The sequence below is a fragment of the Marinobacterium marinum genome (assembly GCF_013868415.1).
In the GTDB taxonomy this organism is placed as follows: Bacteria; Pseudomonadota; Gammaproteobacteria; order Pseudomonadales; family Balneatricaceae; genus Marinobacterium; species Marinobacterium marinum.
The window spans coordinates 38,555-51,022 of sequence record NZ_JACEMT010000040.1 but is presented as its reverse complement, the minus strand read 5'-3'; the positions used below and the strand labels follow the sequence as shown (position 1 = coordinate 51,022).

General features: G+C 57.6%; 9 protein-coding genes. 3 read left to right on the top strand and 6 right to left on the bottom strand.

Going from position 1 to position 12,468, the window contains the following annotated elements:
• The first annotated feature begins 329 nt into the window (after positions 1 to 329).
• Complete coding sequence (locus tag H1S06_RS05105) at positions 330 to 2,006, top strand: sodium:solute symporter family protein (protein ID WP_181737894.1); 1,677 nt, start codon at positions 330 to 332, stop codon at positions 2,004 to 2,006.
• Positions 2,003 to 2,137: a putative transporter small subunit gene (locus H1S06_RS15430; RefSeq protein WP_220183768.1), complete on the top strand. Its 135-nt coding sequence runs from the start codon at positions 2,003 to 2,005 to the stop codon at positions 2,135 to 2,137. The genes H1S06_RS05105 and H1S06_RS15430 overlap by 4 nt, the downstream gene beginning before the upstream one ends.
• Positions 2,138 to 2,193: 56 nt before the next feature.
• Here H1S06_RS15430 and H1S06_RS05100 read toward each other — a convergent pair whose 3' ends face one another.
• On the bottom strand, positions 2,194 to 2,877 hold the full coding sequence (locus H1S06_RS05100; protein WP_181737892.1) for a lytic transglycosylase domain-containing protein: 684 nt from the start codon (positions 2,875 to 2,877) through the stop codon (positions 2,194 to 2,196).
• A 144-nt stretch (positions 2,878 to 3,021) separates the two neighbouring features.
• Positions 3,022 to 5,184, bottom strand: a complete 2,163-nt coding sequence (locus tag H1S06_RS05095; RefSeq protein WP_181737890.1) for a PepSY domain-containing protein — start codon at positions 5,182 to 5,184, stop codon at positions 3,022 to 3,024.
• Between the two features lie 216 nt (positions 5,185 to 5,400).
• Between H1S06_RS05095 and H1S06_RS05090 the strand changes: the two genes are divergently transcribed.
• The gene (locus tag H1S06_RS05090) at positions 5,401 to 6,012 is read left to right on the top strand and encodes a TetR family transcriptional regulator (protein WP_181737888.1); all 612 of its coding nucleotides are present in this window, start codon (positions 5,401 to 5,403) and stop codon (positions 6,010 to 6,012) included.
• Between the two features lie 165 nt (positions 6,013 to 6,177).
• On the opposite strand, the gene H1S06_RS05085 is transcribed toward H1S06_RS05090, so the two are convergent.
• From H1S06_RS05085 to H1S06_RS05070, 4 genes are all read right to left on the bottom strand, one after another.
• A complete protein-coding gene (locus tag H1S06_RS05085; RefSeq protein ID WP_181737885.1) occupies positions 6,178 to 9,336 on the bottom strand; it encodes an efflux RND transporter permease subunit in 3,159 nt (1,052 codons plus the stop codon).
• Positions 9,333 to 10,496: an efflux RND transporter periplasmic adaptor subunit gene (locus tag H1S06_RS05080; protein ID WP_181737883.1), complete on the bottom strand. Its 1,164-nt coding sequence runs from the start codon at positions 10,494 to 10,496 to the stop codon at positions 9,333 to 9,335. Before H1S06_RS05080 ends, H1S06_RS05085 begins: the two co-directional genes overlap by 4 nt.
• Before the next feature lie 203 nt (positions 10,497 to 10,699).
• The gene (locus tag H1S06_RS05075; RefSeq protein WP_181737882.1) at positions 10,700 to 11,647 is read right to left on the bottom strand and encodes a DUF1853 family protein; all 948 of its coding nucleotides are present in this window, start codon (positions 11,645 to 11,647) and stop codon (positions 10,700 to 10,702) included.
• Positions 11,631 to 12,356, bottom strand: coding sequence for a TrmH family RNA methyltransferase (locus tag H1S06_RS05070; protein WP_181737880.1), 726 nt, complete (start codon positions 12,354 to 12,356; stop codon positions 11,631 to 11,633). Before H1S06_RS05070 ends, H1S06_RS05075 begins: the two co-directional genes overlap by 17 nt.
• Positions 12,357 to 12,468 lie beyond the last annotated feature (112 nt).

The following is a 12,468-nucleotide window of genomic DNA, read 5'->3' as shown; positions in this document are numbered from 1 at the left end:
TGATTAACCCGTGATTTTCGGGCCTTTTTTTCGGTATTTGGCCGCATAACAGAAGCTGCTCCAAGCAGACAGGCCAATCTCGATGGCCCACCTGATTTCTGGTTAAAAGGACCAACACAGCCATGACATTAAAACAACTGACCGAGCTTTTGCCTCACCTGAGTTTCCCTTAGCAAGTCTGACCACTGGGTAACGGCCTGTCTCAACTGCGCCAATGCAGTACCCGTCTGTACAGGCGGTATGGGCTTCCTCACTCCTCCGATTGCACGACTGACATCCAGGTGTCGGCCTGCTGGTGGATATCTATCGTTTCGAATAGAGGTCACGATTTGAACGAGATCGAATTTACTCAATTTTCAGCAACCACCGTATTGTTGCTGCTGGCCGCCTTCTATGGCGGTACCTACCTGCTAACCCTTTTAATCCGCAAAGAAAAAGAAGATACCACCGGTTTTATGGTGGCCGGCCATCATGTCGGCTTCGGCATGGGGGCTGCCAGCATGACGGCCACCTGGATCTGGGCGGCCTCCTTTTATGCCGCTGCCACTTCCGGTTACACCTACGGGGTCTCCGGCCCGATTCACTACGGCCTTTGGGGCGCCCTGATGATTCTGTTCATCTACCCCTTTGGCCGCCGTTTCCGCCAACTGGCCCCGAACGGCCACACCCTGGGGGAGCTGATACACGCCCGCCACGGCACATCCAGCCAGTTGATCCTGGCCGGGTCCAACATTCTGGGCAGCATTATCAGCCTGATGGTTAACTTTACTGCAGCCGGTGCACTGGTGTCGGTCCTGTCGCCCCTGTCGTTTCAAACCGGCGTCATTGTGGCGGGCGTCGGTGTCCTCGCCTATACCCTGACCTCCGGGTTCAGGGCTTCGGTCTTTACCGACTTTGCTCAACTGGTCGCTCTGATGGCGATCGCGATCATTATCATTCCGGCGGTTTTATTTGCAGCCGGCGGCCCTGAAATCATGGTTGCAGGCCTGAGCCGGATGACCCGGGAACAGGCCGACCTCTTTTCGATGGACGCCATTCTCAACCAAGGCGCACCTTTCTTTGTGGCGGTACTGGCCTATGCCATCGGTAACCAGACTATTTCTCAGCGTCTGTTTGCCGTTCGTGAAGACAACATCAAATCAACTTTTGTCACCGCTACTCTGGGATATGGGGCCATCGTGATCGGTCTCGGCATGATTGGTCTGATCGCCCTGTCGGTGGGCATCGAACCGATCAACGGCAACCTCAATAACCTGATTCCGCAGATGGTATCAACCTACCTGTCACCAGTGTTTGTGGCTCTGTTTTTTATTCTGGTGATCGGCTCGCTGTCATCCACGGCGGACTCGGACCTGTCGGCCCTGTCAACCATCATGATGGCTGATGTCTATGGCAAGAATATCGCCCGAGACAACCCCAACCCGACCACCATGCTGCTGGTCGGACGCATCACCATGATTGTTGCCACGGCAGCAGGACTGGTATTTGCCAGCTTCTCGCTGGATATTCTGGTAATGCTGGTGTTTGTCGGAGCCCTTTGGGGAGCCATCGTGTTCCCGGTCATTGTCAGCTGTTACTGGGATCGCGTCACCAATGCGGCGTTCACCTGGTCGGTTGTCGTCGCCATGGCTCTGTTCTGCATTGCTCGATTTGAGCTGCTGGAGATGACCGGTATCACCGTGCTGATCTTCGAGCTACTGGCCTCGGTCGGCGGTGCTGTCGTCATCGGGCTGATGGCCTTCGGTTTCTTCGGCCGTATCACCGGCCTGATCGCCGGTGCGCTGACACTGGTCGTCATGCTCCTGTTCGCCACCGGTTTCCTGCGCGACTACATGGTGCTGGTCGCATCACTGACCGCTTATGGCGCCAGCGCCATTGTATGTACGCTGATCACGCTGTTCAGCCAGGAGCGCTTCGATTTCGATCTGATCAAGCAGCGGGTCGGCAATTATGATGACGCAGAACCGGCAGACGACTCTGCCCTGATTCCGGAGGGAGCGAAATGACAAGCACCTGGGCATATGCCGCCTATATTCTGATTTGGCCTGCTTTGACACTGGGTGTGCTGACGGTGATCTGCCGGGCTGTCATCCGGGACATTAACAAGGCTCGCAAGGCGGGTAAGGACCTGATTTGATCAGCGCCTGAATACGCCTTTTCACACCAAACGTCCGGCGACCCCGCCGGACGTTTTTAGTCCAGCGCCTGATAACGCCGTTGCAAAATCGCGATCCGCTTCACATAAGCCTGGGTTTCCGCATAGGGCGGTACGCCATCATACTTGGCAACAGCTCCAGGTCCTGCATTGTAGGCCGCCGTGGCCAGACGCACATCCTTATTATAGCGATCCAGCAACATCGCCAGATAACGCACTCCCCCATCGATATTCTGTTCAGGGTCAAATGCATTACCGACTCCCAGCTCGGCTGCTGTCTGCGGCATCAGCTGCATCAGCCCCTGTGCTCCCACGCGAGACCTGGCCTGAGGATTGAACGCCGATTCGGCATGAATGACCGCCCGTACCAGTGATTTATCCACCCCGTGATTGGCGGCGATACGGTCGATAGCCTGTTGGTAGCGCTCCTGAAACAGAGGGGTCGTTTCCCAGTTCACGCCCGAGTGGACCTTGCAGGCGAAGCAGTCAAAGCGAATCTCTTCGTATTTGACGCCTTTGGGTTTTGTATCACTGAACGACAGGGTACCGCTCCCTGTACGGTATTTGTAATACGTATTGACCACCCGAGCTTTCTGCGCAGGTGCAATATTGGTGTACTCGACCCGGCCGTCAGGATGCTCAATGCGGCGAACGCCCGCTTCGGCCTGGGTAGCCGATACAAGAAGCCCGGCCAGAACAAGGGAGAATACATATCGAGACATGGCTGTGTGATCACGTTCAAATCCGTTTGACGGACTATTCTAGAGATCTGACGCCGAAAATGCTGCTGTCCGGCATCGATTTGTGAAGGATATTTGACCAAATGCAAACATCGGAGCGAACCAACGCCCCGATGTTTGCCGATTTTAGTCGAACAGATCCCGACGCATCATGCCCTGATCCGCCCAGCGCACCAGTTCAGCCTGCGCCTCATCCAGGCTTTTTCCCCTTTTCTGCAACAGGTTCAGCAACAGGCGATCAATCCCCTTGCCCAGGGTGGATGCACGACCACAGATGTACAGCACTGCTCCCTGTGCCATCCAGTCCAGCAGCTTGTCACCTTCCTGTTCCAGACGTTCCGTGATGTATCGCTGAGTACCCCCATCCCTGGAAAACACCGTATCCAGATCCGTGATGACCTGCCGCTCGGCCAGCGACTGTATTTGTTCACGATACAGGTAATCGCCTTCATGATAGCGGTTGCCGAACAGTAACCAGACAGGCCCCGTATCACCGGCGGCTTCACGAGTTTCAAGGAAGCCGATAAAGGGCGCTATGCCACACCCGGTGGCCACCATGATCAGTGGTTGCCGAGTGTTGGCCGGCGGGTTGAAACCCGGGTGTGCAACCAGTTCCACCTCCCGTGTTTCTCCCAGCGGCCAGCGCAGGCAGAGTTCGCCACTGCCCAGCCCCAGTACTTCATCCCCTTGGTCATCCGTATATTTCAGCAGGCCCACCGTCAGTCGAACACGACCCGGACTCACATCCGCTGCCGAACCGACCGAATAGGTTCTCGGCTCGGCACCGGCCCTCGGCTGAAACTGAAACAGATCACCCGGCGCAAAGGTTGTCGATTCCGGTACTTCCAGAATCAGGCTGTAGCTTTGCGGGCTGTGCTCATCCATGGGCAAGTCCAGTCGTACACGCTCGACCAACCGTGCCTGGCACCTCTGCCGCTGTACCGTCAAGCGCTCGGCCGCTAATGTCCAGCCGTGGTGCTCGGACAGTTTTTGCAGCCACTGATTCCAGTCCGCAGCCGGGTCACCATCAACTTCATGCATGGGCAGCTGCTCCACAGCCCCGGCTTCCAGCAGGGCCTGACGCAACTGGCAGCCACCGGCACAGAAGTTGACATAGCGACGATCCCCCAACGCCAGCAGGCTGAAGCCGGCCCCCTTCAGAGCCGCCGTTTTCAGATGCTTCACCCAGCTGCGCGCCATATCGGGCAATTCACCCTCACCGGTTGTCGAGGCAATGACCAACACCTGTCGATAGCGCTGCCAATCGGCCGGGCCAAACGCCGTAATAGCGCCCTGATCCGCCGCTATTCCGGCACGCTGCAGGGCTGCGGCGGTCGCGGCGGCGAGCCCTTGCCCGGTACCGGTTTGACTGGCAAATACCACCAGCACCTGCGCATCGGCCTGAGTCTGGCGGGCTCCGGCGGCACGCTGGCGGCGCAACCAACTCAACCCACCCGTCAGTGTCAGCCCGGCAACCAGGCCTCCCGTCAGGATATTGAACACACCGGATACCCAACCGGCCCAAAGGCCTTCATGCAACTGCTTCGGCAGGTTGGATGCCAAGTCCACCGGCGTTACCTGCGTCCCGCTGACCACCCATGCCTGGTCCGGTGTTTGAATCAGCACCGAACCCGACTTGAAGCGACGTGCACTGGTCATGGCCGAGATGTCATGACGGTCGGCTGCCTGCTGAATCCCCTGCACCAGCGGTGTTGCACCCACGCCCTTTTGCAGCCCCAGATCGGGCCTGCCGATATGCAGCGACATCAAGACCCCCGTCAACGGCAACATAATGGCTACCGGCAGCAGCCAGGCACCCAGCCACTGGTGCCAGCCAATCAACGAGCGACTGAATTTCGGCCACCCCAACAGCACCCCGACCACCATGATGGCGACCATGGCGTAGGTTACCCACTCCACCAGCCACCCCATATCCAGCAGCAGGCGCTTGTGCAGGTCCTTGACCCAGGCAAAAAAGTCCGCACTCGCATCAACCGGCACATCTCCGACTCTGACTGCATCTCCTACACGATACTCACCCACCCCGGGAACAATCCATTGCCCTGACACACTACTGCGCTCCAATGCCGTGATCGACTCTGCCGAGGGAACCCTCTCCAGCATGGATGTCAGTCGAGCGGTATCAACCGCTCCCGCATACGGCGGTGCAGACAGGTCCGCCATGATGGGTTTAAAGGCCAGCACCATGCCGGTCAGGGTAATTAGAAGAAAAACAGGGGTCAGCAGCAGCGCCAGCCAGCGATGCACCTGCAGAAGATACGCTCTCATGTTGCAACCATCCTTAGCCTGAATCGGCCTTCTATCGGTAAGACACCTCCCAGCTTACTCTTCTCTTGCTTAAACAAGGGTTAAACAATGTCAACTTATGTAAAGACAACATTCCATTCCTATACATACAAACAAATATGTATAGATGTTTTTTCCCGCACCAATGGGATACACTAACCCTGTTATTTGTACCGGTTTTCACAGGGTTGAGAAGGAATGGCAAGACGCACCAAGGCTGAGGCTGCCGCCACACGCGAAGCGCTGATCGATGCAGCCGAAGACATGTTCATGGAGCACGGTGTTGCCCGTACCTCCCTGGAGCAGATTGCACGCCATGCAGGCATGACACGTGGTGCAGTATACTGGCACTTCAAGAACAAGGCCGACCTGTTCCGCGCCATGCTGGAGCGCATTCACATGCCCTTCCAGAACCTGTTTGATGAAGTCGATGACGACGTGGTCGAGCGCTGCCCCCTGGAAGCGATTCGCCGCGCCTGCATACATGGGTTCGCCCGCCTGGAGCAGCCACGTAACAAGCGCGTACATTTTATCATGATGTACCGCTGCGAGTTCTTCAGCGATATCGACCCCCAGGCGATGCAGGAAGAAATTTCCGGCGATACTCACGCTGTTCTGCTGCGCTACTTCCAGCTGGCGGAAGAACGTCAGCAACTGTCAGGATTGAGTGCGGAAGCGGCTACCGACCTGTTCCATGCTACCCTGTCAGGCCTGTTTTATGCTTGGCTCCGTCACCCTGACCTGTACTCGATCAAGGCACGTGGCACCACCATGGTTGAAAATCTGCTGAACCTCCTGCGCCCATCCTGACCTCCCCAGGTCCTGCCCTTCTTCATTTTCGCTTTCCCTTCAACAAGCCCACCCGCCACCCAGCTGTACCCATCACGTATTACAGATTCCGGCCCGACACACGCAAAAAGGGCCGGTTGAAAAACCGGCCCTTTGTTCGTTGCAACGCAGTTGGAATCGTCAGTATCAGTGCGCTTCTTTCACGCCTCGCTTATGGCTCAGCCATTCGGATACCGACGCGATCATGGCATAGAAAGTCGGCACGAAGCAGCTACCGATAATCGCTACCGACGCCATGCCGACGGATACCGCCGTCCCGATATGGTGGCTGCTGGTGTCACTGGCACCGGTCGCCAGCGCCAGCGGCAAGGTACCCAGGATGAAGGCCAACGATGTCATCACGATCGGGCGGAAACGCAACTCGGCTGCCGTCACGGCCGCTTCACGAATCGTCTTGCCCAGTTCGCGACGCTGAAGCTCGGCAAACTCGACGATCAGAATCGCGTTCTTGGCCGCCAGACCGACCACCACCAGCACCCCGATTTCGACATACACACTCACTTCGAGGCTGCGCATCATGATGCCGCCAACGGCACCAAAGAACGCAAAGGGTGTCGCTGTCAGAACCGCCAGCGGCAGTGACCAGCTTTCATACTGAGCCGCCAGGATCAGGAACATCATCAGGATGCCGAAGCCCACCGCCAGAGACGCCGTGTTGCCGACAGTGGTTTCCTGATAAGCCGTACCCGTCCAACCCATGCCCCAGTTATCACCCAGAGTTTCCTTGACCACTTCGTTCATAGCGGCAATAGCCTGACCAGAACTGTAACCCGGTGCCGGACCCCCCTGGAACTGGGCACCCAGATAGACGCCAAAGCGTGATACTACGGCCGGTGCCAACTGACGCTCCAGCGTCACCAGCTCCGACATCGGAATGCGTTCGCCATTGTTGCCACTGCGCACGAAGATGTTGTTCAAATCATCCGGCTGCTTGCGGTATTCGTCTTCGTTCTGCAGAAACACCTGGAAGTTACGGTTCTGGTAACTGAAGTAGTTCACAAATCCGTTACCCAGCGTGTTGGACAGGGTTGCGTTCAGGTCTTCCAGTGCCACGCCATAGCTCAACGCCTTCTGACGGTCGATATCGGCACGGTAGGACGGCACATTCACGTTAAAGGTTGTAAACACCTGGTTCAGGGCCGGATGCTGGGCGGCAGCCTGCATCACCTTGACCGATGCCTGGTACAGTTCCTCCGGAGAAGCACCGGCATAGGACTGCAGGTAGCCGGTAAAGCCACCGGTTGTCGACAAGCCCATGATCGGCGGCATGTTAAATGCCATCGCGCTACCACCCGGCGTCATGGCCCCAATCTGCATGATCTGACCAATCAACTGATCCACCTTGAGATCACGCTCTTCCCAGGGACGCAGGCTCACGAACATAACACCACGTGCGCTGTTAACCGCACTGGTCAGCACATCGTAACCGGCAACAGCCGCTACGTGGGCAACCCCCGGGATATCCTGAATCTGCTTGCTGACCGCATCCATGTAATCGTTGGTTCGATGCAGTGAAGCCGCATCCGGCAGTTGTACACTGACCAATACGATACCCTGGTCGGTCTGCGGTACCAGTGTGGTCGGCGTATTGGCAAACATCCACCAGGAGCCGTAGCAGAACCCGGCTGTCAGCAGCAGCGCCAGTGCCCAGCGACGTACCAGAACATCCACCAGCCATGTATAGAAAGCCGTTATCGCACCGAAACCGCGATCAAACCAGCGCAGCGGTGCATGGAACGCACGCATGAACGCACCTTCGTGCTCGCCGGGCTTGTGATGCTTGATGAATACCGCCGACATGGCCGGTGTAAACGTCAAGGCCATCAATGCCGAGAAGGCAACGGAAATGGCTACGGTCAAGGCGAACTGCTGATAGATCTGGCCGGTAAAGCCGCCAAGGAAGGCAACCGGCACGAACACCGCCGCCATGATAAACGACGTGGCGATAACCGGTCCGCCGACTTCTTTCATCGCGATGACGGTCGCTTCGCGCACACTGAGACTGTCATCTTCAGCCAGTACACGCTCAACGTTTTCCACCACCAGTATGGCGTCATCCACCACAATACCGATGGAAAGTACCAGCGCGAACAGCGTCAGCAGGTTCAACGAGAAGTCGAACATGTAAAAGCCGGCGAAGGTCGCCACTACAGAAACGGGGACCACGGACATGGCAATGACGGTGAAGCGCCAGTTCTGCAAGAACACGTACAGAATCACGCCCACGATCAGGAAGGCTTCAATGAAAGTCGCGATCACCGTGTCCACGGAAGCCGTGATGAACAGCGTCGTATCATACGGGACTTCGTACTCCAGTCCCGGCGGGAAACGCTCGGACAATTCATCGATTTTTGCCTTCACCGCGTCTGCGGTGGCCAGAGCATTGGCACCCGGCTGCTGGTTGATCACGATGGGTGCCATGGTGGCACTGTCCAAACGTGCTTCAACGCCATAGAAGGAAGCACCCAGTTCTACACGCGCCACATCTCTCAGCAGCAGTGCAGAGCCATCCGGATTGGTGCGCAGATAGATACTACGGAAGTCGTCCGCCGTGGACAGACGCCCGCCGGCATTTACGGTATAGGTGTAGGCACGCGGCTCACCCTGCGGCGTGCCCGCCAGGTTACCCGCCGGCACTTCGGTGTTCTGTGCCCGAATGGCACGTGCCACCTCGGTCGGCGTCAGATCATACTGGGCCAGCTTTTCCGGATCCATCCAGACACGCATGGCGAACTCACCGCCACCCAGCACTTCAGCCGCACCCACCCCTGGAATCTGGCGCAGTTCGTCCAGAATATTCAGGGTCGCGTAGTTCTGCATGTAGACGTTGTCGTAATCACCTTCCGGTGATATCAGCGCCAGCAGCATCAGGATCGAGTTGGAACGCTGCTCCACTTTCACACCCTGTGCCCGTACCGAGTCCGGCAGCTGCGACAGGGCACTCTGCACCCGGTTGTTGACGTTAACGGTGTTCATGTCGCCATCGGTGCCGATATTGAATGACACCTCCATAGACATCAGACCGTTATCGGCGCTGGTCGAAGTCATGTAAATCATGTCTTCGACCCCGTTGATCGCCTCGGCCAACGGCGCGGCTACGGTCTGAGCGACCGTTTCGGCGTTGGCACCCGGAAAGGTTGCCTGCACGGAGACACTGGGCGGCACCACGCTCGGGTACTGCTCAATCGGCAACACGCGCAGGCTGACGACCCCGATCAAGGTCAGGATAATCGCCAGCACCGTGGCGAATATCGGTCGCTTAATGAAAAAGTTGGCGAAATTCATGCGTCATTACCCTGCTCGGTCGCAGTCGCTTCAGTCCTGGGCTTGATCGGCGTACCCGGTTTGATACCTGATGGGTCGCCGCTGACAACGGTCTCACCGCCTTCAAGGCCACTCAAAATAATCTGCAGTTCACCGGCGACTTCACCCAGCTCGACAGTGCGAGCGCGAGCTTTGCCTTCCTCATCCACCACAAATACCTGAGGCCCCATCAGCCCCTGGGTAATCGCGACTTCCGGCACCGCCAGCACATCGTAGCGCTTCAGGCCTTCGATGCTGACACGGGCAAACTGTCCCGGCAGAACCTTGGCATCAGGGTTGGCAAAGCTGGCCGATGCCTGCACGGTGCTGGTGCGTGTATCAACACGTACACCCAGGAAGTCGAGTCCGCCTTTCAGCTGTGTTGCCGGCACCCCTTCACGGCCCATCACTTCCAGCGTGGCGTGAATCTGATTGATATCATCCTGGGCCAACTGATCACGCAGCTCCAGCGCATCTTTCTGTGGCATCTGGAAACGCACTTCCAGCGGGTCAAGCGGCGTAATCGTCACCAGCTCAGTACCGGGACTCACCAGATTACCCACATTAACCTGGCTTAGACCGATGCGGCCATCAACAGGCGCTTCAACCTGGGTATAGCCCAGATCGATACGTGCACTGGACAGAGCGGCATCTACTTGAGCTACTCGAGCACGTGCAACCTGCTGTTCGGCCAGTGCCTGATCGTATTGCTGACGGCTGACCGAGCTGCGCTTGAGCAGCTGCTCGTAACGGGCAGCATCACGACCGGCACGCGCCAGTTCGGCTCGGGCACTCTGCAAGTCGGCTTCACGCTGCTTGACTTGTGCCTGATACTGTTCAGGTTCTATGGTGTACAGCACCTGCCCCTTGGTGACCTGATCGCCCTGCTCGAACTGGCGCGCTTCCAGCGTGCCGGTCACACGGGCAACCAGCGTGACCTCGTTGTCACTGCGCAGCAACGACGAGTAGGTTTTGTTCAGCGCGATATCCTGGCGCTCGATACGGGACACATCGGTCATAACCGGCGGTAATGGACGCGCGCCTCCCGCAGCAGCCTGATCGGCCTCATCGCCACATGCGGTCAGCATCAGCGCCATACAGCTCAGGAAGAGAACTCGCCCTTGGGTAACTAGTGTCTTCATCACAATAATCCCGATGATTGAAAGGCAAACCGCGATCTTACATGCATACATGTATGAATGTAAATTAGACCGCAGTTCTATTAATTCATTTTCTCAACCCCGGCCGGCATCTCGGCCAGGCACCTCTGGTCAGTTCGCAGCGACTATCGATCAGACCTGGCGCCAAAACGCCGCAACGGCACCGTCAAGTACACTATAGACGCCTACTGTGACTGTTCGATCAAGGCGGCTGACTTCACCCTGCCCCGAGAGTCCTTTGAAGGCGTTGTCGGCCAATCGTTCGATACAATAAAGAGACGCTCTGTTTCCACCCACCCCGTTATGCCTCGGACCAGCCGCCCCAGCAGGCAGGCGCGTCCCGTGCTTGCCACTTCGGCAGCTGCCTGCTGCAACCGACCGGTTTCAGGCGCTACAGTCTGGCACCAAGGCCCCAGCCAGTGAGGTTTGTGCAAGGACACCCACCCCTCAGGCTCCAGGCTGTCGACTTCATGGGGGTAGCACCAGCGCCCGCTGGCATAGTCAGAATCGACCTGTTCGGGTACAGGCAGGTCCTCACGCAGGGGCTGGAACAGATATCCGGGCATGTACAGGAAAGGCACTGGAGGTGTCTGAATACCAAGCGCTCGCATGGCGGCTCGAGTGTCGGGCAAGGCTGTCAGCCGAGTCTGATGGGTCAGCAGCCGTTCGGTTTTAATATCCAGCCGATCTCGGCTGTCGGGACCGTACCAGCGCACCAGGCCGGACTCGGCCGACCGGTGTCCCAGATAAAACTTGACCGCGATTTCATGATGTTCCACGCGATTCAGGCGCAGATTGCGCACCAGAAAGTCCAGTTCACCCAGCGTACGGCAACTGTCACGTATCGGGAGGTTCCGAGCCAGCAGCGGCCAGCCCAGCAGGTCGCTCAACAGGCAGGCATACAACTGCTCAAAATAATGCCCCAGACGGCGGGCAGGCGCCCCCTGCAGCAGCTCAGGCAAGGTTTCGGGGGCATGATCCCAGTGGTGCAGCTGCTGCCGATAATCCGGCGGCAGCCAGTCCCGTGGGACAAAGGTCGGTGCCCCGCGATACAACTGAGGGGCGCGGCACAGCCATGCCAGATGGCGAATGGCCGGCTGTTTGAATTCGTCCGGGTCAGCGCTGGCGCTCATAGACACAGAGGCCAACAGCCGTCCCCAGATTCAGGGACTCGATCAGCCCGGTCCCGGGTATGGTAAAGGCCTGCGCATTCAGCGATGCCAATCGTTCACGGGGTACCCCGCGGGCCTCATTGCCAAACAGATAACAGTCGCATGCTCTGAATGACGCGGACTCCAGTACCTCCCCCTGCATATCCAGAGCACCGATGCTTGCGAAGCGCTCGCCCAGAGACTCCAGCGCCACATCCAATTCAAGTGGTACGTGAAAGATGGCGCCCATACTGGCGCGAATGACTTTGGGGTTAAAGGGGTCAACACTGCCGGGGCTCAGCAAGCAGCGGTAACCGCCAAACCAGGCCAGAGTACGCAAAATCGTACCCAGGTTACCGGGGTCCTGAATTTCATGCAGGTATACAGCAACCTCACTGGCACCGGTCGATACGGGACGCATGGCCGCCATCGGCACCACTGCTACAATTCCTTGCGGGCTTTTGGTGGCACTGATTGCACTCATCTGCTTGCCGGTTACCGGGTGCGTTTTGAAGTCGGTCGACCAGTCCGCGTATTGATCTGTCAGATATAACTCGGCGGCACGCAACCCCGGCTGCAGCTCGGCGGCTTTCTGTAATTCCAGCACCAGATGCTCACCTTCAACCAGGCAGTACCCGGTTTCATTACGATATTTTTTCTGCTGCAGCTTTTTGATCAGATCCAGTTTCATGCCTGTCCCACCTGTTACCAAGGTCGGCATTATAAACCTGCCCCCAAAGGAAGTCAGGCAGGCCTTGGCGTGTCGGCATGGCCGCACGTACAATAGGCTGTTCAGTCACAAT

What these genes read in the sequence shown, in the direction of transcription:
- H1S06_RS15430 (WP_220183768.1), top strand. Translation starts at nt 2,003, where the DNA reads ATGACAAGCACCTGGGCATATGCCGCCTATATTCTGATTTGGCCTGCT.
- H1S06_RS05100 (WP_181737892.1), bottom strand. Translation starts at nt 2,877, where the DNA reads ATGTCTCGATATGTATTCTCCCTTGTTCTGGCCGGGCTTCTTGTATCG.
- H1S06_RS05095 (WP_181737890.1), bottom strand. Translation starts at nt 5,184, where the DNA reads ATGAGAGCGTATCTTCTGCAGGTGCATCGCTGGCTGGCGCTGCTGCTG.
- H1S06_RS05090 (WP_181737888.1), top strand. Translation starts at nt 5,401, where the DNA reads ATGGCAAGACGCACCAAGGCTGAGGCTGCCGCCACACGCGAAGCGCTG.
- H1S06_RS05085 (WP_181737885.1), bottom strand. Translation starts at nt 9,336, where the DNA reads ATGAATTTCGCCAACTTTTTCATTAAGCGACCGATATTCGCCACGGTG.
- H1S06_RS05080 (WP_181737883.1), bottom strand. Translation starts at nt 10,496, where the DNA reads ATGAAGACACTAGTTACCCAAGGGCGAGTTCTCTTCCTGAGCTGTATG.
- H1S06_RS05075 (WP_181737882.1), bottom strand. Translation starts at nt 11,647, where the DNA reads ATGAGCGCCAGCGCTGACCCGGACGAATTCAAACAGCCGGCCATTCGC.
- H1S06_RS05070 (WP_181737880.1), bottom strand. Translation starts at nt 12,356, where the DNA reads ATGAAACTGGATCTGATCAAAAAGCTGCAGCAGAAAAAATATCGTAAT.